Origin of the sequence: Anaeroglomus insulsum (genome assembly GCF_050689095.1) — a bacterium.
GTDB classification, from domain to species: Bacteria; Planctomycetota; Phycisphaerae; order Sedimentisphaerales; family Anaerohalosphaeraceae; genus Anaeroglomus; species Anaeroglomus insulsum.
Window position 1 is genome coordinate 50,445 of the sequence record NZ_JBOGCL010000002.1, and the last position, 21,864, is coordinate 72,308.

The following is a 21,864-nucleotide window of genomic DNA, read 5'->3' on the forward strand; positions in this document are numbered from 1 at the left end:
ATCCACACGGCACCCCTCAACTCATCGGGAAATCGAAATGGAATTCAACACCCTATAGATATAACCGGCCTGAGACAAGTTACACCGCAGGCTCAATTAATACGCAAAAATGATAGAGCAGGGGTCTGCGGTACCACCGGAACAACCTCTTCGATTAGCGCAGGTGCAGTTTTGGACTGGCTCAGATAACCGCTGTATCCGGCAACAACACTGGACGCAACCAGCAGCAGCAGCCCGACAACCAGCAGTGACCGCGTCTTGCTGCTGGTCCCCTTCCATTCGCCAAGCATGACACCCAGAAGGGAACTGAACAGGATCTGCGCTGCCATCAGTACAGACCAGCCGACATAAGCCGTCGGCCCCATTGCCGGCTCGCCCGTTTTAAAGCAGATAAACTGAGAACACCAGATGGCCCCGGCAATGGCAGCAAACACAAAATTGCCCGCAATCGGGATTCCGCTTTTGGTATAATCGCTCAAGGTCTTGTTCTTGAAATTCAAATACAGGCACCATAGGAAATTCACCGCAAAGCCACCCAGCAGCGCCACCACCAGAACAGGAATGCCTCGCCATGTCTGGCTTGTTAAGGTTTCACCGGCCGCAGCCTTGGGCAGAACCCAGAAACCTCGACTCTTATCGTAAACGACTCCGACTGCACCAGCCATGTCCGGCGGTGCGTTTTTTTCATCGCCTTTAACCAGCGTCGATTCCGAACCGTATTGAGCCTTTAACTCAATATCCGGACCGCCCTGCAACCCAAAATTCAGCGAGGCGCTCATCAGGCCGGAAAACAAAACGACAAGAATGCCTTTTTTGAAATTGAATTCAGCAACGGCCTTTTTCTTTTCTTCTTCTGGCAGCTCATTTTCCTTGCTCATCCCGGCCATGCCGACAAATACAATCCCGGCAATGGAAACCAGCACACCCATAAAGGATGTGATACCCGCACCCGGCTCAAATAATAAGCCGATTTCCTGATTGATGACCTTGGGAATAATCGTCCCGGCGGCTGAACACAAACCGCATCCCAGTGCCAGCCCCAGCCCCACACCCAGATACCGAATCATCAATCCCCACGTCAGGCCGCCGATCCCCCAGGCTGCACCGCACAGGCAGATATAGCCGAGACTATTCATCGGAGTCGCTTTGAGCACAGCCAGCGAATTGGGGGCGGTTGCCAGCATCAGCACCCCCGGCACAATCAGCAGCGCAAACAGAGCATAAACCGCCCAATAGCTCTCCCAGGCCCAGTGTTTCACTTTTTTGAACGGCAGGTAAAACACCGCCCCAGCCAGCCCCCCCAGCGTAAAGATGACAATTCCCAACGCCGGATTTACGGTCATTTCAGCGAGAAGTACATTCGACATCGTGTTCTCCTTAGCGTTTCAGATTATGAACGTTTGGACAATACATCCGCTTCATACTGCTTGACTTCAGCAAACCAGGCGGAACCCACCGGGACATCTTTCTTCATACAGTAGTAATCCCACACCGCACCAAAGGGCAGCGTTTTGAGTTCTTCCATACAGGCCAGCCTGCCGGTATATTCCATCTTCTGTTCCATCTTCTTGAGTGCGTCATACGGCTCCAGCAGTGCATACAACAGGGCTTTGATCATATTTCGCGTACCAATCACCCAGGCGGCAATGCGGTTGATGCTGGCATCAAAGAAATCCAGACCAATATGGACTTTGTCGAGCTTGCCGCTGCGAACCAGTTCCTGGGCAATGGCAAACAGCTCATCGTTCAGAATCACCACGTGATCACTGTCCCAGCGCACCGGACGGCTGACATGCAGTAGCAGAGCCGGACAGAACATCAGTACCGAGGAAATCTTTTCGGAAATCATTTCCGTTGGATGAAAATGACCCGCATCCAGGCAAAGCAGCTTTTGGCGGCTGACCGCATACCCCATATAGAATTCATGCGATCCGACCGTGTAGCTTTCCGCGCCGATTCCAAACAGCTTGGATTCCACGGCATCAAGATTCAGTTTGGGATTGATTTTTTCGGCAAAGATGGTATCCAGCGACTCCGCCAGCCGCTGACGAGGACCGGTACGATCCACCGGGATATCCTTGTATCCGTCGGGAATCCAGAAATTGGTCACCGCAGGGGTGCCAAGCTGCTTGCCCATCGCGGCTGCAATCTTGCGGCAAGCGATACCATGTTCAATCCAGAATTGACGAACGCCCTTATCCGGATGACTCAGTGTGAAACCATCGGCGGCCAGCGGATGGGAGAAATATGTCGGATTGAAATCCATCCCGAGTTTATGGGCCTTGGCCCAGTCAATCCAGCTCTGAAAATGCTTGGGCTGCATTTCGTTGCGGTCCACATATTTGCCGCCGTTATCGATATAGCAGGCATGGAGATTCAGGCGATGCCGGCCTGGAATCAGGCTCAGGGCCTTCTCCACGTCCATGCGGAGTTCATCAATCGTACGGGCTTTGCCGGGATAATTTCCCGTTGCCTGAATGCCGCCGCCGGACAGTTCGGCTCCGACTTTCTCATACCCCCCCACATCGTCGCCCTGCCAGCAATGCAGGGACACCGGAATTTGAGCCAGCTTCGCCATCGCCCGCTCGGTGTTGACTCCAATCTCGGCATATTGCTCTTTGGCCAACTGATACGCTCGTTCGATATTCTGTTTTTTCATCCTGATTCTCCTTGTCCGAATTCTTGTCTGACCTCATGGCTATACGGTTACGGCTAACCCATTTGCTTTTTACGGTAGGATTCCACTTCCCAGTTTTCGATGAACATCCTGGCCCGATCCGACATATACTGGATGCCCCCAAAAGCGTCTGCATAGTGCAGAATCATTGCCCCATCCACCGCCAGCTCCAGAGCTAACTGGGCTGATCGGGCAGTTGCCCCAAGACCATAAACCGCCTCCTCGGTAATCACCACCGCCGGTTCATAACCCCGCTGTTGAACAAACGCGGCAACGCCTTCTTTTGTCGGATTTCCAATATAGGGAAAGGATTTTGAATACACGATATGATCCGGCGAAATCGGCCCCTCAGCGGCGGCGAACCTTTCGACGCCGGCAATACATGCCGCATGCTCAGCAGAAAACACCTTACTGAAAGCGTCTTGGGCACAAGCCAGTTTCTCCGAGGACAAAGGCCGTACCGCGGGAAATTCTACCGGAATAGAAGCCTTGATATACTCTGCCTTGAGAATAGCAAAGATATCTTCATATAATTGTTCGATATGCTTATCGCAATTGGCCGAGACAAAGATGCCATGATTTTCCAGCAGAATGATCTCCGGCTGTTTGCCATAACGCTGCTGGTAAGCGTGAATGTCCCTGCGGACTTTCATACACAGTGTATATCCGGGGTCAATATAATCGATCCATAGCGCCCCGGGAAAGAGTTTTGCGGCCGCCGATTTCCCCTGTCTGGCACAGCACAGACCATTAACCAGAGCCGGGTGTGTGTGAACCACAAAACGGGCGTCCAGGGACTCGTGCAGCGGTGCCTCGACCGAAGGCCTGCCCTGACTGCCGGGGCGTACTGCGGCAGCCATAATATCTTTGACTAAAGCTTCACGGGCCTGGGGGTCTGCGGGCGTGGGTGTACTGTACAGCAGTGCCAGTTTACTTCGGTCAATCGCAATAAAATCTTCAGGTTTAAGACCGCTTAAAACGGTCCCGGAAGGTTTCACCCAGACTGTTTGGGCATCTTTGGCAGATGTGTTTCCGCCGCCCCCTTTGACATAATCCGAGGTTCCAAATTGATGGGACAGCCGGGTTATCGTCGCAAGCAAATCCAAACAATCATCTCCTTTCGTACTGATATCGTGGCTATTGTGGATGATTGTAGCTGGGCGGCAAACTTAGTCAAACCATTTTTTGCGACAATGTTTTGTCTTTTTGCGACACCCCTGAAAGTCTCTATTTCCTTGCCTGCCAGGAAGTTGCAATCAAAGCCAAAGCATCGATCTCAAGCCCGGGCTGTTTTGACCTGCCCTGATCCCGTCAGGAAAACTTCTCTTTTTCTTTTTGATGCAAAACCGTCCAGGCCTCGCGTTTGAAGAACCACCCCAGCCCAACCGCACGAACCATCCAATCCATGGCCGTTGACAGCCATACACCTGCCAATCCCATATTCAGATGATACGCCAGCAGCCAGACTCCCCCCAACCTGCATAGCAGCATACTGACAAATGCCACATACATCGGCGACCGCGTATCGCCCACTCCTCGCAGTGCCCCGATAAAAATAAAAGTAATCGCAAGAAAAGGAAGTTCTATCGCTGATAGACGTGTTGCCAGCCCTGCCAGCTCAACCACCTCCGGCGTGGCTCCAAACAGCCGAGCAATCTGGGGACCAAACACCAGAAATACCAGACACAATAGGACCATCAACACACTGACAGCGGCAATGATTTTTTTGACAGCAATTTTAGCAATTCTTGGCCGGCCAGCACCAATCGCTTGTCCGGTGATTGTGGTCGTGGCAACCGCCAGTCCCCAGGCCGGCATGATCGCCACGTTCTCAATCTGCATGGCAATCTGGTGTGCCGCCAGCACGGTGGTGCCCAAATTCGTAACCATCACCATAAACAGCATATAATAGACCGAATTCATCCCCCTCTCAATATAAGCCGGCCAAGCCAGATACCAGATTCGACCCAGCACTTTTTTATGAATGGGCCAGCAATGCTGCCATTGGAGACCGAGCCCTCGGGGGCCAATGAGTAAAGCCAGTGAAAAGAAAATCCCCACCGTCCGTGCGACCACGGTGCCCCAGGCAACACCATAAAAACCGAGTTTGGGTGCCCAAATACCAAAGGCCAGCATAATACTGACCACAATATTGACGACATTCATCATGCCAGTAATCACCATAGGCCGGAACGTGTCGCCCATCCCGCGAAGCATACCGTTACTAACCATCATAGGCAGGCCAGTCAAACAGGAAATCAGTAGAATCTGGAGATAGGTTGCCCCGTAAGGAACGACTTGCGGATCAGCCCCAAAAACAAGTAAAAGTGGAGCAGTAAATGGGGCACTTAGGCTAAAAAGGACAATCGCCATCAAAAATGCAATAACCATCGAACAGCCGGCATGTTTTCTGGCAACTTCATACTCCATTTCACCCCAGCTTCGAGCGACAATCGATGCAGCCGCCATCGTTAATGCAATAAAGGGAGCTGTAACCAAGAATGTCAGAATGCCTGACAACCCTGCCGCGGCCAGATATTTCTCATTGTGTAATCGCCCGACAATCAGCGTATCGCTTAAAAAAACCAAAGAATACAGACAATTTTCGACAACCGACGGCGCCGATAGCACAGTCAAAGTGCGATTCATCTCCCGCAAACGAAGATTAATCCGTCCGAATGGTTGCCCTTTTGGGTTATTCATTGCATCATTTTTAACCAGAATACTTCAAGCCATAAACAGTTTTCCACAAAAACTATATGACTTTTGTACTTTTCGTAATATAATGTATTTATGATTCTCAAACAAAACCATAATACGCATTTTTGAAACGTTTGGCCAGAAAATAGAGATTTTAGATACAAACGACTGACTTTTTATTTATGAACTAAGGAGTCAATATGGGTCCGGAATTAGAAAAAGCGTTAAACGACCTCAGTCTTCGGATGCGGCTGATTCGAGCTATACAAGAAAATCAAAAGCCTGAAGATACTCTCACCGAACGCGAGTCGTTAATCCTTCAACAGCTTGCTGAACGTGGTACCATGACCGTTTCGCAAATATCTGAAGCCTGGCCCAATTTCAGTGAAAGCACCATTTCAATGACAGTAACAAAATTATGGAAACGCAAACTGGTCTCCAAGACCATCAGCCCTGAGAATCAACGAATTACGCAAGTCAGCCTGACCGACAAAGGGCGAAATGAACTGGACCAGATATTAAAGCAGCGGCGACAGCGGTTTCAAGCCCTCTTCGACGCGATACAACTCAGTGAGCATGAACGGGAGGTTTTAATCGGAATTTGCCAGCGGGGTGTAGCTTGCATTGATCAGATCCTGGGCAAGAAAAGCGAGGCTTTGTAGCCGCAATAGACTGAGTATTGGGATACAAGTTATTCCCAATCCAATAAACCGAATATAGTTAGTAGGCATTTATTCAAAACATTGTTATTAAGCTGTGAAATTTACCTATAAAAATATTGCTCAAAAACACAGGACAAGTTGGAATACTATGGCATTTTTAAACATTTGTTTTATATGAACTTGCAGCGTTTCAGCGGTTGATTATTTCATTTTTTGAACTGATTTTAAAATAAATCATTAAACATTTATGCCTTTGGTTCTATAATATATTACAGCGTATTTGATTTCTGATTCCACTGCCCCTGATTGCCGGAGAATGAATATGGATTGCAGCACGGTTTGGAGGCAAATGGAAGAAAGGAGCATGAACATGAAAATGGACGCACGATGCACAGAACCCATCCAGCGTATTGCAATCATTTTAATAGTGGTCTTCACTCCGATGGTTATAGCCAAAGACAGACCTGCCAGGGGAGACCAGCAAGTAGCCCCCCAGGCCGAGTCTGCCTCCATATCTTCGCCGGCGCCTGCCGCAAGGCCTGAGACTCGCTCCTCACCTAAGGCTGTCTCCCAGCCGACACCACAACAACCGCAGGCTCCAAGTCGTTCTGAATCGGCAGCCAAAACCCGACAGCCTGTATCCGCAACACCTGCTCCTGCCGTCCGGCCCGATACCAGTTCACCAATTCCTGTATCTGGGACTCGTCCTTCCATCTCGACTCAAACGCCAAGTTCAAGGCCGCAAACGACTCCACAGCAAACCCAGATTCGCACACGTCCTGCTCAACCCAGCGTTGAGGTGGTGCGTTCCGGCCAGACTTACGCGGATGCAATCACATCCGGAAGCCAGCGGACAGTGCAATCCAGAACCACCACCCCTGCATCACGTCAGAGTGTATCAAGGACTTCTATCGCTACTCCGCTGGGTATTAATAGAAACTCTCGGAGCACCGAATCTGATACCCCGGAACAAAGCAATACCTCTGTCGGAACCACTGCTTCGGTGTCACAAGGCGTAATTCGAACGGACCGAATCGCTGAGCCAATAACGGCACGACAATCACGCAGCAGTACTCCTGCCGAACAAATCACTACCCAGGCAACCAGCGGTGATTCCTCCAGCAGCAGTTCCGGATTTGTCTATTATGGTGCAGCAAGCAAACGCAGCAGGACTGCAGCCGCTGACACAACAACGGATCGCAGCAGCTCTGTGGCCCTGCGTCAAAAGACCGTGGAGCCGATTCGCATTTCCACCGATACGATCCAGGCCGAACCGCAGCGTGTTTCAGCTGACAAAATCGCTCGTTCGCCGGAACGAGTCAATCGCCTTGAAGTTGCCGCTAAAGATGACAGCTCTGGTGCGACTGCGATTACAACCAGCGACCAACGAACCCTGCTGGAAAGGACATCGCGTGCCGAAGATACAACCAGGGCAGCCCGAACAACCCTATTAACCGAGGAGATTCGTCCCGCGGATAACGCCGAACGCATGGCTCGTCCAAAAACGGATACGGATATCACCAAATCAGCCAGCAGCACGGAAATCTCACGCTCTGCCACCCCGACGTTGCGACAGTCCGATCCCGAACGGCAGGCCCTTTTACGTTCGCCAACTGCGGACAGCAGTTCCAATACCTCGTCTTCCTTCGAATCCAGCTCACCCGAGGACCGAACCAGTCGAATCGTCGTCAATGGCGACAACAACGTTATTATCCAGGGCAATGTGGATTATGACCATCCCAGACCCTTTATTCCTCACCACCGTTTCCATGACATAAGTCATTTTCGGACAAGCTCACTTTGGATCAGTTGCGGCAGCAGTTTGGTGTTTCACTGGTCCAACCGAAGCTGCGGATATATCGCACTTGTCCCGTATTACAATTGGTGGGGTTTCACCTATTACTACCCCGGCTATCACCGTAAATATGTGTTTGTGAGTTTGGGCGGCTGCTGGCCCAGCTATCGGTACCGGCGATACTACTGGTATGGAGTCCATCCCTATTACTGGTATGGGGCAGATGTGATACCTGTCACCACCTACTCGGAACACAACACTTATAATACCTATAATACATACAATACCTATAACACCTATACTGCCCCCGCCACAAATACAAACCGTCCATTGACACCCGCTGAGACGATTACCGTATCTGATGCGAATTATTCCTGGAACAAAGAGACTGCCCCTGTCGATGCTCCGGAATTTGAGACCGCCGCGGACCAGTGCTTTGACCATGCGGTCAAGGTATTTGAAGCAGGCAATTACGATGAGGCCGTTATCCAATTCCGTGAAGCGGTGCGGCTGTCGCCGGACGATGTGGTGTTGCCGTTTACCTATGCTCAGTCGTTGTTTGCCGCCGGGGACTACGCCATGGCCGCCAGCGTGCTTCGGGAAGTGATTGCCAGGATTCCTGCCAGTGAACCAACCATTTATTATCCTCGCGGTCTATATCGGGATGAGGCTGTCCTGAAAGCCCAGATCGCTGCCCTGGAAAAAGCAATCGCCAGTGAACCGTTCAGTTCAGACTACCAGCTTCTGCTGGGCTATCAGTATCTTGGGCTCAATGAGTTGGAAAAAGCCGCTGGGCCTCTAAGCGAGGCAGCGAAAAATCCAGCCAATGCGGATGCGGCAGGTAAACTGGCAGACCTGGCGGCTAAACTGGAAAATGCCAGGAAACCGCAGTAATTCTTACAACCAAAATAGTTCTGAATAATGGAGAGCACAGCATGACAAGGGTGATGAATGCTGCAATCTGGGCCGGGGTATTGGCCTGGTCATCAATCGTGTGTGGACAAACTCCCTTTGTGGTATCGCCGTCATCGTATATCCAGCAATCGCCTGCGGTTTCCAATGGTGTCATTGTCTGGCAGGAGTATATTGAATACAATGGCCAATGGGATTGGGACATTTACGGTGTTGACGTAATCCATGCCCCTTCGCAACGCATTGGGATCGCGGCATTCGAAGCCAATCAGACCCATCCTTCGCTGTGGGGAACACGTGCCGTATGGGAAGATGATTTCTATGGGGACACGGATATCTGGATATCGGATTTTTCCGACACGCAGCATATCACCACCTATTCCCTGACTCCCTATTTGAATAACCAATCGTTTCCCCGTATTCACGGCAATACCGTTGTCTGGCAGCATCAGATCGCCGACCCGGACACACATGTTCTGGATTGGGACATCTACGCAGCAGATATTACCGATCCAACCAATCCATTGAGGTACACGGTGGCGGCCTTTACTGGCGACCAGCAGTATCCGGATGTCTATCGCAGTATGATTGTCTGGCAGGATAATTACTGGGGTGATAACGACATTGCTGCTGCTGACGTGTGGCGGCGAGATGCGCCGGAATCATTTTCCATCTCTTCATTGACCATCGATCAAACAGGACCGGTTACCCACGGGAAATATGTTATCTGGCAGGAAGATTTTGGCAGTGGGGATATTGATCTGTACGGGGCGGATATTTCAAATCCAGCCCACCCTGTTGAGTTTTTGATCTGCGATGCCCCTGGAGCACAAATTAATGCTGCCCTCAGCGGCCACTTGGTGGTTTGGCAGGACAATCGCAACGGCAATTGGGATATTTACGGCTTTAACCTCATTACCAGGCAGGAATTTCAGATTACCAGCGACAAAAACAATCAGACATACCCTGCAATTGATGGTCTGTTAGTGGCTTACGAAGATGACCGATCCGGCAAAAGTGCCATTTTTGCGGTTCAACTGGAAGGAGCCTCAATTGCAAATTGTACCGCACCGATTTCCGGCGACACCAACGGTGATTGCCGTGTTGATATGAATGACCTTGCGGCCATTGCAACCAACTGGTTGACTTGCGACCTGAATCCACCCCAGGCCTGCAGGCAATAATCTTCTTTCCCAAACAAACCCCCGACTTAAACTAAACTGCTGTTATTCAGCCATAATCGACTGGACAAGAAACCTTCTGACGCATACTCTCCAGTTACAGACTGGTCATGGCAATAGGACCCTAATTGCAGAGTACGACCCCCAGGCTCTTGAACAGATTACAAGGCGGCTAATAAACAGTCAATCTTTACCGACCATATCGGGACGGAAAACCAGACGAAAAAATGCAAAAAAGGAAACTGGATAAAAACAGTATGATTTGTAAGTGCTTTTTATTAAAGGGGTTTAAAACTGGGCCCGCAAGGATTCGAACCTTGGACCAAGGGATTATGAGTCCCCTGCTCTACCGCTGAGCTACGGGCCCGATTCGCCGTTAGAGTCAATCCCCAAATTCCTGCCCACTGCTATCGACGAAAGCCAGATGATAAAGTATAATGATTTGTTTGTCAACCAGTTATCGTCTCTGGATAAAAATACTCTGAAATGTCTCAGAATCATAAGAATAGTACCATAATGCCTCTCCCTGCAACACAGGCAGAGATGCAATCCCTCGGTTGGGATCGGCCGGATATTATCCTGATTACGGGCGATGCCTATGTCGATCACCCCTCGTTTGGAGTCGCTCTGATTGGGCGATATCTGCAAAAACAGGGGTATCGTGTCGCCATTCTTGCTCAGCCGGATTGGCGAACGGCCGACAGCTTCCGGATTTTCGGCCCGCCCCGTCTGTTTTGGGGCATTACCTCCGGCTGTATTGATTCTCGACTAAATAACTATGCCTCGATGGGGCACCGTCGGACCGAGGACGTGTACAGCCCCGGCGGCAGACTCGGTTTGCGGCCAGACCGTCCGCTGCTGGTCTATTCAGCACGCGCCAGAGAAGCCTTCAAACAGATTCCCATCATTCTGGGTGGTCTGGAAGCCAGCCTTCGGCGGCTGGTCCATTACGATTTCATTGAAGACAAAATCAAACGCTCAATCCTCATCGATGCCAAAGCCGACATCCTTGTCCACGGCATGGGCGAACGAGCCATTGCTGAAATTGCTCGACGCCTGAACACGGGGAAAACCATCGCAGACATGACCGATATTCCCGGGATTGCGTACCGCATCGTCCGAGACATTCCAATCCCTGCCGATGGGATACGGCTGCCCTCACTGGAACAAATAGAACAGGATCGCAGCCTGTTTATGGACGCACAACTGACTTATCAGAAACACGCTCATCCCGGCGATAAGCCTATGATTCAAGATCAGGGGGCGGGTGTGATCGTGGTCAATCCCCCTGCCCAGCCGCTGGAATCAGACGAACTGGATGCCCTTTATGCCCTGCCGTTCACGCGACAGTGCCATCCGATGTATATCTCCCAGGGCGGCGTGCCAGCCATTAAACCGGTGGAATTCAGCATCACCACCCACCGCGGCTGCTTCGGCGGGTGCAATTTCTGTTCGATTTTTTTCCATCAGGGCAAAACCATCCGCAGCCGTTCAATTGAATCAATTCTTGCCGAAGCAGACCTGTTAATCCATCAGCGAGGCTTCGGCGGCACCATTACCGATATCGGCGGCCCTACGGCCAACATGTATGGCATGACGTGTACCAAAACAAGTCCCTGCATACGCACAAGCTGCCTGTTTCCTTCCTTGTGCTCCAACTTGAAGGCCAATCACAGTCAAATCCTGAAACTCATGGACGCGGTTCTGAGCTGGCAGGGAGGAAAAAAACAAAAACTCCGCACCTATGTCGCATCCGGCATCCGGCATGATTTGGCACTCCAGTCCCCCGACTATATGCAGCTGCTGGCACGCCATTTTACCGGAGGACATCTGAAAGTCGCCCCGGAACATTACTGTCCGCATGTTTTGGAATTGATGGGAAAACCCTCCTTTGAGGTGTTCGAACAGTTTGAAGACAAATTTACACAGATGTCTCACAAAGCCGGCCAGAACCAGTATCTGGTTCCTTATTTTATCGGTTCTCATCCCGGCTGTTCACCCGACGATGCAATTCAATTGACCGAATACCTGGTCAATCGCAACTGGCGGCTGCGTCAGGTGCAGGACTTTGTGCCCGTCCCCCTGACGATGTCAGCGGCGATGTATGTCTCAGGCCTGTCGCCACGAAAAAAGACCATCCACATCCCGCGCGGCCAGGGCGAGAAAAAACTTCAGCTTGCCCTGCTGCAATACCATGACCGCCGAAATGCCAAAATGCTGGCCAATTACCTGAGCAGCAAAAATCTGCACAAACTGCTGGCCCGCATTCGTCATGCCCAATCCCAGTCTGAATTACGGAAAGGACGTTAAGCCCGCCCATGCCCCTCTGGATTGTATTTAGTCTGTCAGCAATGCTGTGCGAAGTGGCCAAGGTACTGATTATTCGCAAGCTGTGCACCGGCATTCACTCCCGCCTTGTGGTGCTGGCCTCACGTATCGTCAGTGCGGTTATCCTGCTGCCGATGCTGTTTATTTGCGGGGTGGGTTTCCCGCTGGATGGCATGTTCTGGCTGGTCATTCTGACTACAGCCCTGATTACGTTTGCCGGCAGTATCTGGATTACCGAAGCCATTCAATTTGGCAATCTCACGATTGTCATGCCCATGCAGGCAGCAGTGCCTGTTTTTTCTCTGCTGACCCTGTGGTTGGGCTGGCATGAGACACCGAAAAACGAATCTGTTCTGTACATGCTGCTGAGTATGGCCGCTGTGGGCTGGACACTCTATGCTGCCAACCGGGATAAATCCTCCGCCGGCAAATCCATTTATACGCTTTTGTCGCTGGCCGCGGCGGTTCTTTTCGGCATCTCCACCATCCTCGACCGCGTGGCAATCAATCGTATCGCCCAGGGCGCCCTGGCATATACGGCCTGCTGGAATTTATTCAGCACCCTCCTGATGACCGGCGAAACCTTCCGCGTCAAGGCATTTCAAACGCTCACGGTGCGAACGGCCGTCCCCCTGCTGTTATACGGCCTGGCTGCAACCGGAGCCTTCCTGACCCAGCAATATGCCGTCCAGTACTCCAAAACGATTGCCGGCGCCGTGGTAAACGTCAAATCTCTGGTCATGCTGCATTTGCCGATTATCGTCCTGCTTGGACTGGTCGCCCTGAAAGAACGCCCCAAACCCATGACTCTGACAGCCAGCCTGTCAGCCATTTTGCTGGCTTTTTTGCTTGTCCGTTCGCTGCTGTAAATCTATAATTCCAGCAATTGTGCTACAAGGATATCCCTATGCTGGAGCAGCTTGAAAATCTAAGTCCGGTTACACAGGCCTTTATTGCCACCCTCTTTACATGGGGTTTGACCGCAGCCGGGGCCGCCATGGTGTTTTTCTTTAAAACCATCAACCGGAAATTTCTCGATTTCATGCTGGCCTTTGCCGGCGGCGTCATGATTGCCGCCAGCTTCTGGTCCCTGCTGGCACCCGCCATTGAAATGGCCCAAAATCAGGGGCAAATCGCCTGGATACCGGCCGTAATTGGCTTTTTACTGGGTGGAGCGTTTCTCCGTCTGGTCGATTTTGTTATGCCGCATTTGCATCTGGGCTATCCAACTGATCAGGCAGAAGGCATCCACACCCACTGGCGGCGCAGTGTTCTGCTGGTGCTTGCTATTACAATCCATAATATCCCAGAAGGTCTGGCCGTCGGCGTCGCCTTCGGAGCCTTAAAATACGGCCTCACCGAAGCCAGTTTTACCGCCGCCTGTGCCCTGGCGATGGGTATAGGCCTGCAGAACTTCCCCGAAGGTGTGGCGGTTGCCGTCCCATTGCGGCGAGAGGGTCTTAGCAGAACCAAGAGCTTTTGGTATGGCCAGCTTTCCGGCATGGTCGAACCAGCCGCCGGGGTATTAGGGGCCTTAGCCGTCACCTTGGTTGCGCCCCTGCTTCCCTATGCCCTGGCTTTTGCGGCCGGTGCAATGATTTACGTCGTTGTCGAGGAAGTTATCCCAGAATCTCAACGCGAGGGTAACACCGACCTGGCTACCATGGGAGTCATGCTGGGGTTTGCCATTATGATGTCGCTGGATGTCGCCCTCGGATAACCATAAAAAAAGACAGCGAAAAGCGTCTTCGCTGTCTTTTAAATCAGGATCCAATAATCACTTATCCAATCGCGTCGGTAACGGCCTTCATCAGCATCTCAGGCTTGACTGGCTTTTCAAGGATTTGCTTAACCGGCAGCCAGGTTTCATCCGGCTCAAATCCAAAGGGCAAATTCATTTCTTTACGAACACCTGTGACCATAATAACCGGTGTCCCCTTCACTTCCGGCAACTGCTGCAATTGACGGGCTACATTAAAGCCTTCATCCTTGGTGTTCATCATTACATCCAACAAAATCAGATTGGGCTTGTCGGCTGTCGCCTTGGCCACGCCTTCCTTACCATTGGCAGCCGAGGCGACCTGATAGCCCTTGGCTTCCAGCAGATTGACTACAGATTCCACAAAATCCGGATCGTCATCGATTACCAAAATCTTCTTCGCCATCTCGGTACTCCTGTATCTTTGTTCTTTTTGTGATCCCGGGCATTTGATTCACAGATCGCCTTGGGACTTATTTTATCTCTATTTTGTTCTTTTGCCCCGGAAATTCAAGTCATTTTTCACAAAGAATGCAACTTCCGGAACAAAAAACTGATTTTTATGCCACCTGTGCACCTTTACGGTACTGATTAATCACGGCAACAACCTTTTTAGCGTCTAATTCACCATAAATCTTGTCGTCAATCATAATCACCGGAGCAATCCCGCAGGCCCCCAGACAACGGGCTTCCTGCAGGGTAAACAGCATGTCTTCGGTAGTCTGGCCGACCTGGATTCCGAGTTCTCGCTTGATGGCCTCCAGGACTTCAGCAGCACCTTTGACATAACAGGCGGTACCAAGACACACACTGATGGTATGCTTGCCGATGGGTTTCAGATTGAAATAATGATAGAAGGTCGCCACACCCCAAATATGGGCCGTGGGAATCTGCATTAAATCCGCCACCTGATCCATAACTTCACGAGGCAGGTATCCAAACAATCCCTGAACCTTATGAAGAACCGCAATCAGATAAGAATCCGGATATTCTTTTTGTAAACAATCGGCGATAAACGCCTTCAGTTCATCCATTTTTTCCTTTGTAATCTCTGGCATTGTAATACTCCATCTTACTTGAGGGCATCTTTTGGGATAATCCCTTTCGGGAATTTCTGTTTATAGTGTGTGTGCAACAGTTCATGAGCAATATGGCTGCCCGGCCGCTGCAGGAATTCCTTATATAGTTTCTGAACATCGGGATTATCGTGGCTGCGACGAATCGTCTTGGACCGGTCTTCATCATACAATGCCTGAGCCCGTTTTTGAAGGGCTTCCTCATCCAGCGGAATCGAATTGGCGCCGGCATAGGGCTGACCGCCGCCGCCAACGCAACCGCCAGGACAACCCATGATTTCTATGAAATGGTATCGGCCGGGATCTTTGCGAACCACATCGAGCAGCTTGCAGGCATTGCCCAGACCGTGAGCCACCGCAACACGGATTTCCTGACCATCCATGACCAGTTTGCCTTCCTTGATACCCTTAAGACCACGAATAGCATCCACTTCTATATCAACCAGGGTCTGGCCGGTATAAAGTTCATAGGCCGTACGAATAGCAGCTTCCATCACACCGCCGGTGGTACCGAAAATCACCCCGGCACCGCTGGACATCCCCAGAGGATGGTCTTGCTCTTCGGGTTTGAGATTCAGGAAATCAATACCCGCAGATTTAATCATCCAGGCAATTTCACGGGTGGTCACGACAATATCCGTGGCCCGCAGACCATTGACTTCCAGTTCCGGACGGGCCGCTTCGTATTTCTTGGCTGTGCAGCACATAGCCGCAACGCTGAGAATTTTCTTGGGATCCACACCGAGTTTCTGAGCAAAATAGGTCTTGGTGATGGCACTCTGCATCGACATCGGCGACTTACATGTGGATACATTGTCAATCAGGTCCGGGTAAAACTGCTCAAGACATTTCATCCAGGCACTGGAGCAGGAGGTAATCATCGGCAGCTTGCCTTTGTTCTGGACCCGTTCCAGGAACTCCGTGGCCTCTTCCATAATGGTCAGGTCGGCAGAGAACTGAGTATCGAATACATAATCAAAACCCAGTTTGCGAAGCGCCGCAACGAGCTGACCTTCCATGTTGGCCCCCGGCTCAATACCAAACGCTTCACCAATTGCCGCACGTACCGACGGAGCAAACTGTGCCACCTTAATCAGATTCGGATCATTCAGTTTTTCGAACAATTCCTGTGTATAGTTCTTTTCGAGAAACGCAGCGGTCGGACAGACATTGATGCACTGACCGCAGGCAGTACAGACGCTTTCGGCCATCGGCATATTGTACGCCGGCATAACCACCGTATTGAAGCCGCGATGAGCCTGGGTCAGGTTGTGAACCTGCTGCACTTCCGAACACATACGCACACAGCGTCCGCACAGAATGCATTTATCGGGATTGCGAATCACCGCCTGGCCGGAGACATCCACGCCATACTGCTTGCGTTCTCCCTCAAAATGCCGGGCACGAATGCCCATGGACGCGGCCAGCCGCTGCAGTTCACAGTTGCCGTCACGTTCGCAGGTGTGGCAATCCATCGGGTGGTTGTCCACCAGCAGTTCCACAATGTCGCGACGGGCCCGACGCAGTTCCTGCGTATTGGTGTGAATCTTCATCCCATCATTAACCGGATAGGCACACGATGCCACAAAACTCTTGGCACCTTCCACCTCGACAATACAGACTCGACAGGCCCCCTCAATCGACAGTTTGGGGTGATAACACAGCCGCGGGATATGAAATCCCAGCTTGTCCGCTGCTTGCATAATCGTCTGATTCGGCTCAACCTTATATTCTCTGCCGTTAATATAAATCGTAATCAATTTTTCCATAGCTTATAATCCTTTTAGGCACGTGTGATCGCGCTGAACTTACAGGTTTGATAACACTGACCGCACTTGATACACTTGTTCTGATCAATCCGATGCTTTTCTTTGCGTGTTCCTTCGATGGCGTCAACCGGACAAACCCGTTTGCAGGCACCGCAGCCGACACACTTGTCATTGATGGTGTAACTGAGCAGGGCTGAACAGACACCAGCACGGCATTTCTTGTGATGAATATGCTCTTCGTATTCCTCACGGAAATTCTTGATGGTACTGAGAACCGGATTGGGAGCGGACTGTCCCAGACCGCACAATGAGGATTTTTTAATCATCGTCCCCAGACGTTCCAGCTTTTCAATGTCGCCGGGCTGGCCTTTGCCTTCGGTGATGCGGGTCAGAATCTCCAGCATCCGCTTAGTTCCTTCACGGCAGGGAGTACATTTGCCGCAGGACTCATCTTGGGTGAATTCAATGAAAAACTTGGCGATATTAACCATGCAGGAATCTTCATCGATCACAATCATGCCGCCGGACCCCATAATCGAACCAGCCTTGGCCAGCGATTCATAATCAATGGGCGTATCCAGGTACTGCTCCGGCAGACACCCGCCAGAGGGACCGCCGGTCTGAATGGCTTTAAATTTCCGATTATTCGGAATACCGCCGCCTATATCGAATACAATTTCACGCAGGGTTGTGCCCATCGGCACTTCCACAAGTCCGGTATTGCGAACCTTGCCGGCCAGAGCAAACACCTTGGTCCCCTTGCTGGTAGCTGTTCCAATGCCCGAAAACCAGGCACCGCCATCCAGCAGAATCACCGGAATATTCGCCCAGGTCTCCACGTTATTAATCAGGGTAGGCTTGCCGAACAGACCGCTGACCGACGGGAACGGAGGACGAGGTCGCGGCATACCACGCGATCCCTCAATCGAATGAATCAATGCCGTCTCTTCTCCGCAGACAAAGGCGCCGGCCCCCAGACGGATTTCTATATCAAAAGAGAAATTAGAGCCTAAAATATTGGCGCCAAGGAAACCGTTTTCTCTGGCTGCGGCAATCGCCTTCTCAAGACGTTTGATGGCCAGCGGGTATTCGGCACGAATATAAACAATCCCCTTGCTGGAACCAATCGCATATCCCCCGATGACCATTCCCTCAATCACTGTATGGGGATCGCCTTCAATGGCACTGCGATCCATAAACGCCCCCGGGTCACCTTCGTCAGCGTTACAGATGACATATTTTTCAGGGCCAGGCTGTTTGGCGGTAAATTCCCACTTCATCCCGGTCGGGAAACCAGCACCGCCGCGTCCCCGGAGACCGCTTTTCTTGACTTCAGCGATAACTTGTTCAGGCGTCATCTCTGTCAACGCTTTGGCCAGTGCTTCATACCCGCGAAGCGACAGGTAGTCATCGATATTTTCAGGGTCAATAATACCGCAGTTGCGAAGCGCAATACGCATTTGCTTGCCGAAGAAATCCACATCACCGAAGATGCGGAAAAAGCGGTTGTACAGATGGTCTTCCCCGATGACCAGACGAGCCACCGGTTTATTATGCTTCAGGTGCGATTCGACGATTTCCGCGACATCACCTTCGGTCACATGGCCATACATCACATACCCCGGGTTGACAATCATAATGGGGCCTTTGGCACACATGCCAAGACAGCCGCTTAAATGGATGCTGACTTTGTCTTTGAGACCTTGCTTTTCCAGCTCTCTATCCAGCGCCTGACGAATCTGCTTGGACTGCTTTTGGATGCAGCTCGGCGCGTCGCACAGTGTAATCTTAAACTGAATCTTGGGCACAGTTGTTTTCCTTTCTTATTCTCATTCGCCAGGACCGTTCCGGCTCCCCCGCATCGCATTCCGGCCGGCCCCATCCTTAATTTCGCCTTGAAGACATGTTCTGAGCAATCGGCTTAAATCAGCCACTCCCGGATCACTTCCCCTTTTTTCAGATGCTTTTCGATGATGTCCTTGGCCCGCTGTGGTGTGACTTTGCCGTATTTGTACGGAATCTTGCCTTCTTCAACCACTTCCACCGTCGGTTCCAGATTACACCGGCCGGCACAGCCTTTCTGACTCAGATATACATCGGTCAGGCCATTGGCGATAGCCTGACGAAAGACGTCCATCACCTCTTTGGATCCGGCCGCAATCTCACAGGTCGCCATCCCGACATACACCCGCTTGGTGGACAGATACCCTTTGCTGATAATCCGAGCCACCGCCTCAGCGCGTTTACGCTTGATAATATCCATTGGCGTTACCACGATTTATCCCCTTTCTATAGTAAAAATAAAAGAATTCCCATGTTCTTTCGGTTTCACTTGAATCGTCCCGCCGTGGCTTTCGATAATCTGCCGGGTGATATAAAGCCCCAGCCCAGTGCCTTTAACGAGCTTCTTTTCCGGCACATCCAGCCGTGAAAATTTCTTGAACAGCATGGATGCCTGCTCGGCGGTAATCGGACGACCGTCATTGTAAACATCGACGGTCACGTATTTTTCATCCTGCCGGGCTGTCAGAATAATTTGTCCCTGGTCAATCCCGTACTTGGCCGCATTGTTAATCAGGTTATTCGCCACAATCTGAAGCAAGTCCTGGTCGGCATTCACCCGGATAGCCGGATCCATCTGATTGATCAGCGTCATCCCGCGGTCAGAAATCTGCTTGGCGAAGGTCTGAATCGCCGGCTCAAAAACATCCTTCCACAAACTAAACTCGGTCCGGTTGATTTCCAGGTTACCGCGTTCAATTCGGCTCAGATTCAGAAATTTCTTAACCGTTGCTGCCAGATAATCCAAGTTGCGGCAGATCGAATCCACGGCTCGTTTCTGCTTAAAATTAATCATGCCCAAAAAGCCATCCCGAATCGAATAGGCATTCATCATCGCCGAGGACAAAATGCCTTTTAATTCATGGGCCACAAATCCAAGCAAATCCAGATAACTCTTATTCAATTCTTCCAGTTTGTCGTTGGTAATCTTCAGGCTTCGCTCACGCTCCTGGAGCTTCAGGCTCATTTCGTTAAACGATACCGCCAGTTCGTTAAGCTCTTGAATCGTTCCCTGAAATTCCACTTCATGGCCCAGCTCGCCATGAGCCAGCTTACGGGTCGCATCCCGCAGATGCGTCAGCGGCCGACTGACCGAATCTGCAATCCACACCGCAAAGGCCATGGCCGACAAGCACGTCAGCAGAATCACTGCCAGAAAGGCGGCCAGCGCTCGTGCCGCCATCGCATTAAACGGCGCCTCCAGAATACCCACATACAGGATGCCGATAATCGTCCCCTGAATATTGCGAATCGGCTCATAGGCAGTCATATACCAGTGATTGACCACAAACGCCCGGTCATGCCACTGAACGCCATTCTCAACCACCTGCCGGTACACCTCGTGACTGACCCGCGTGCCAATCGCACGCTGGCCGCGTTCATCCACGACATTGGTCGCAATCCGCACATCATCCAGAAAAACCGTCACGGTACCAACCGGCCATTTGTCATACATCTCCTGACCAAAAACCAGGTTGCGGATGCGATCCACCAGGTAATAATCCTGATTGGCCACACGTCCTCCATAGACCACACCAACCATCCCGCCGCTGGCGTTGAGCAGCGGCACTGCGTATTCCTTAACCAGCGCCGAATCCAGCTCTTTCATACTGCTGGGGCGGGCTTTCGCGGTTTCCTGAATCGCAATCCGACACCGCGTCTGAATTTCCGGACGCATCTGAGCGACTTCATTCCATCGGGCAATCCGCGTCCCGCCAATCGCCTTGCCCTGTTCCACACAGGCACGGACAATTTCACTGGGACCTGTTTTAGCCTCCTCCACATCCACCCGATACAAATAATCAAGCCCAATCTTCTGCTGCAAAACCGTCAGGTCACTGTTCAAATCAACCAATTCCAGTGCATTGCCGATACGCTCGATTTCCGAACTGTAAACCGTCCGCGCACTGTCAAGATAATGTCCTACCTGTCGCTTGGCACGTGCATAAATATCCTCTTTAATCACGTAAAAGCCCAGGGCGAATATGCTGACTCCGAGCACAAAGATAATCGCCAAAAAAGCCAGCAGAATTCGGGTTTTCAACCGATGGATTTTCATGCCTCGATTTCAGGTTCCGCTTTTGCACCCGCATTCACAAAATAAATCAGATTTTCCAGCTCGACTTCAAGATTAATACTGCTGACAACCACATCATCAGCGCCACGAAGCTGAATCGGGGCAAAGTTGAGAATGCCCTTGATCCCCGCCGATATCATCAATTCCGATACATGATGAGCCGATACATCCGGAACTGCCAAAATCGCAATTTTCACCCCATGCGACTGAACAAATTCACGGAAATCTTCCAGCGGCAATATCGGGACTTCCGCCAGCTTATTGTACTTGGCCGGATCAATATCAAACCCCGCCAGAACCTTAATCCCGCCGGCCTCGAACCCGCGGTATCGCATCAGCGCCTTGCCAATGTTACCCATGCCGACAATGACCACCTTCTGCAGCTCGTTTTTACCCAGAATATGGCTGATTCGCTCAATCAATTCGTCCACGCGGTAGCCGCCACGCCGATTGCCGGTTATCCCAAATAGGGAAAAATCCTTGCGAACCTGGGAGGAGGTCACCCCTGCCGCATCGGCAAGATTGCCCGAAAAGACCTTTACAAACCCCAACGACTTCAGTCGTTTCAGTGCATTCTTGTACCGCGAAAGCCGAATGATACATTTTCTATTCATTACCATAGTCAGGCCCTGCCCAATTAATCTCTCATCTGGCTGTTTTTGGGTGTCTTTTTCACATAAAAAGAACAATAAAGAACATTCTTGAAGTAATTATAGAGTTATTGTTTATAAAAGCAAGTTTTATTGCTTTGATTTTCACAATAATTTTAACAAAAAAATAAATCCTTTTGGCGTGCTAAATACAGAACAATATAATATGGACACAGATACTCTTTTAAGACTTTTTGTGATAAAAAGAACTTCTCAA

17 protein-coding genes and 1 tRNA gene are annotated in these 21,864 nt (G+C 51.0%); 6 read left to right on the top strand and 12 right to left on the bottom strand.

Features of this window, described 5'->3' with window-relative positions; translation table 11 throughout:
• Window positions 1-92: 92 nt before the first annotated feature.
• The 4 genes from ACQ9LF_RS02305 to ACQ9LF_RS02320 form a co-directional block, all read right to left on the bottom strand.
• On the bottom strand, window positions 93-1,367 hold the full coding sequence (locus tag ACQ9LF_RS02305; RefSeq protein WP_462487751.1) for an L-rhamnose/proton symporter RhaT: 1,275 nt from the start codon (window positions 1,365-1,367) through the stop codon (window positions 93-95).
• A 23-nt stretch (window positions 1,368-1,390) separates the two neighbouring features.
• Window positions 1,391-2,659, bottom strand: coding sequence for an L-rhamnose isomerase (locus ACQ9LF_RS02310; protein ID WP_462487752.1), 1,269 nt, complete (start codon window positions 2,657-2,659; stop codon window positions 1,391-1,393).
• Window positions 2,660-2,712: 53 nt separating this feature from the next.
• On the bottom strand, window positions 2,713-3,783 hold the full coding sequence (locus ACQ9LF_RS02315) for a class II aldolase/adducin family protein (RefSeq protein ID WP_462487753.1): 1,071 nt from the start codon (window positions 3,781-3,783) through the stop codon (window positions 2,713-2,715).
• A 205-nt stretch (window positions 3,784-3,988) separates the two neighbouring features.
• Window positions 3,989-5,380 carry an MATE family efflux transporter gene (locus ACQ9LF_RS02320; RefSeq protein ID WP_462487754.1) on the bottom strand — a complete coding sequence of 464 codons (1,392 nt, stop codon included), beginning with the start codon at window positions 5,378-5,380 and terminating at the stop codon, window positions 3,989-3,991.
• Window positions 5,381-5,577: 197 nt separating this feature from the next.
• Here ACQ9LF_RS02320 and ACQ9LF_RS02325 point away from each other — a divergent pair, with 197 nt between their 5' ends.
• From ACQ9LF_RS02325 to ACQ9LF_RS02335, 3 genes are all read left to right on the top strand, one after another.
• A complete protein-coding gene (locus ACQ9LF_RS02325) occupies window positions 5,578-6,039 on the top strand; it encodes a MarR family winged helix-turn-helix transcriptional regulator (RefSeq protein ID WP_462487755.1) in 462 nt (153 codons plus the stop codon).
• 370 nt (window positions 6,040-6,409) lie between these two features.
• A complete protein-coding gene (locus ACQ9LF_RS02330; protein ID WP_462487756.1) occupies window positions 6,410-8,728 on the top strand; it encodes a tetratricopeptide repeat protein in 2,319 nt (772 codons plus the stop codon).
• Between the two features lie 41 nt (window positions 8,729-8,769).
• Complete coding sequence (locus ACQ9LF_RS02335) at window positions 8,770-9,930, top strand: hypothetical protein (RefSeq protein WP_462487757.1); 1,161 nt, start codon at window positions 8,770-8,772, stop codon at window positions 9,928-9,930.
• A 292-nt stretch (window positions 9,931-10,222) separates the two neighbouring features.
• Here the strand turns inward: ACQ9LF_RS02335 and ACQ9LF_RS02340 are convergent.
• A tRNA-Ile gene (locus tag ACQ9LF_RS02340) sits at window positions 10,223-10,294 on the bottom strand.
• A gap of 149 nt (window positions 10,295-10,443) precedes the next feature.
• Between ACQ9LF_RS02340 and ACQ9LF_RS02345 the strand changes: the two genes are divergently transcribed.
• Genes ACQ9LF_RS02345 through ACQ9LF_RS02355 form a run of 3 tightly spaced genes read left to right on the top strand, consistent with a single transcriptional unit; the run spans window position 10,444 to window position 13,975 of the window.
• A complete protein-coding gene (locus ACQ9LF_RS02345) occupies window positions 10,444-12,237 on the top strand; it encodes a YgiQ family radical SAM protein (RefSeq protein ID WP_462487758.1) in 1,794 nt (597 codons plus the stop codon).
• 8 nt (window positions 12,238-12,245) lie between these two features.
• A complete protein-coding gene (locus ACQ9LF_RS02350; protein ID WP_462487759.1) occupies window positions 12,246-13,124 on the top strand; it encodes an EamA family transporter in 879 nt (292 codons plus the stop codon).
• A gap of 41 nt (window positions 13,125-13,165) precedes the next feature.
• Entirely contained in the window at window positions 13,166-13,975 is an 810-nt protein-coding gene (locus ACQ9LF_RS02355) for a ZIP family metal transporter (RefSeq protein WP_462487991.1), read from the top strand.
• A gap of 61 nt (window positions 13,976-14,036) precedes the next feature.
• Here the strand turns inward: ACQ9LF_RS02355 and ACQ9LF_RS02360 are convergent, their stop codons facing one another.
• From ACQ9LF_RS02360 to ACQ9LF_RS02390, 7 genes are all read right to left on the bottom strand, one after another.
• Window positions 14,037-14,420 (bottom strand): response regulator, encoded by a 384-nt coding sequence (locus ACQ9LF_RS02360; protein ID WP_462487760.1) that lies wholly within the window; start codon window positions 14,418-14,420, stop codon window positions 14,037-14,039.
• A gap of 154 nt (window positions 14,421-14,574) precedes the next feature.
• Complete coding sequence (gene nuoE / locus ACQ9LF_RS02365) at window positions 14,575-15,072, bottom strand: NADH-quinone oxidoreductase subunit NuoE (protein WP_462487761.1); 498 nt, start codon at window positions 15,070-15,072, stop codon at window positions 14,575-14,577.
• A gap of 14 nt (window positions 15,073-15,086) precedes the next feature.
• Window positions 15,087-16,859 carry an NADH-dependent [FeFe] hydrogenase, group A6 gene (locus ACQ9LF_RS02370; protein ID WP_462487762.1) on the bottom strand — a complete coding sequence of 591 codons (1,773 nt, stop codon included), beginning with the start codon at window positions 16,857-16,859 and terminating at the stop codon, window positions 15,087-15,089.
• A gap of 14 nt (window positions 16,860-16,873) precedes the next feature.
• On the bottom strand, window positions 16,874-18,667 hold the full coding sequence (nuoF, locus tag ACQ9LF_RS02375) for an NADH-quinone oxidoreductase subunit NuoF (RefSeq protein WP_462487763.1): 1,794 nt from the start codon (window positions 18,665-18,667) through the stop codon (window positions 16,874-16,876).
• Between the two features lie 113 nt (window positions 18,668-18,780).
• Window positions 18,781-19,134, bottom strand: coding sequence for a (2Fe-2S) ferredoxin domain-containing protein (locus ACQ9LF_RS02380; protein WP_462487764.1), 354 nt, complete (start codon window positions 19,132-19,134; stop codon window positions 18,781-18,783).
• A gap of 3 nt (window positions 19,135-19,137) precedes the next feature.
• The gene (locus ACQ9LF_RS02385; RefSeq protein ID WP_462487765.1) at window positions 19,138-20,979 is read right to left on the bottom strand and encodes a cache domain-containing protein; all 1,842 of its coding nucleotides are present in this window, start codon (window positions 20,977-20,979) and stop codon (window positions 19,138-19,140) included.
• Window positions 20,976-21,617, bottom strand: a complete 642-nt coding sequence (locus tag ACQ9LF_RS02390; RefSeq protein WP_462487766.1) for a redox-sensing transcriptional repressor Rex — start codon at window positions 21,615-21,617, stop codon at window positions 20,976-20,978. Before ACQ9LF_RS02390 ends, ACQ9LF_RS02385 begins: the two co-directional genes overlap by 4 nt.
• Window positions 21,618-21,864 lie beyond the last annotated feature (247 nt).

Bases quoted from the DNA above. Each gene is read 5' to 3' on its own strand.
- ACQ9LF_RS02305 (WP_462487751.1), bottom strand. From the start codon at position 1,367: ATGTCGAATGTACTTCTCGCTGAAATGACCGTAAATCCGGCGTTGGGA.
- ACQ9LF_RS02310 (WP_462487752.1), bottom strand. From the start codon at position 2,659: ATGAAAAAACAGAATATCGAACGAGCGTATCAGTTGGCCAAAGAGCAA.
- ACQ9LF_RS02320 (WP_462487754.1), bottom strand. From the start codon at position 5,380: ATGAATAACCCAAAAGGGCAACCATTCGGACGGATTAATCTTCGTTTG.
- ACQ9LF_RS02325 (WP_462487755.1), top strand. From the start codon at position 5,578: ATGGGTCCGGAATTAGAAAAAGCGTTAAACGACCTCAGTCTTCGGATG.
- ACQ9LF_RS02330 (WP_462487756.1), top strand. From the start codon at position 6,410: ATGAAAATGGACGCACGATGCACAGAACCCATCCAGCGTATTGCAATC.
- ACQ9LF_RS02335 (WP_462487757.1), top strand. From the start codon at position 8,770: ATGACAAGGGTGATGAATGCTGCAATCTGGGCCGGGGTATTGGCCTGG.
- ACQ9LF_RS02345 (WP_462487758.1), top strand. From the start codon at position 10,444: ATGCCTCTCCCTGCAACACAGGCAGAGATGCAATCCCTCGGTTGGGAT.
- ACQ9LF_RS02350 (WP_462487759.1), top strand. From the start codon at position 12,246: ATGCCCCTCTGGATTGTATTTAGTCTGTCAGCAATGCTGTGCGAAGTG.
- ACQ9LF_RS02360 (WP_462487760.1), bottom strand. From the start codon at position 14,420: ATGGCGAAGAAGATTTTGGTAATCGATGACGATCCGGATTTTGTGGAA.
- nuoE (WP_462487761.1), bottom strand. From the start codon at position 15,072: ATGCCAGAGATTACAAAGGAAAAAATGGATGAACTGAAGGCGTTTATC.
- ACQ9LF_RS02370 (WP_462487762.1), bottom strand. From the start codon at position 16,859: ATGGAAAAATTGATTACGATTTATATTAACGGCAGAGAATATAAGGTT.
- ACQ9LF_RS02385 (WP_462487765.1), bottom strand. From the start codon at position 20,979: ATGAAAATCCATCGGTTGAAAACCCGAATTCTGCTGGCTTTTTTGGCG.
- ACQ9LF_RS02390 (WP_462487766.1), bottom strand. From the start codon at position 21,617: ATGGTAATGAATAGAAAATGTATCATTCGGCTTTCGCGGTACAAGAAT.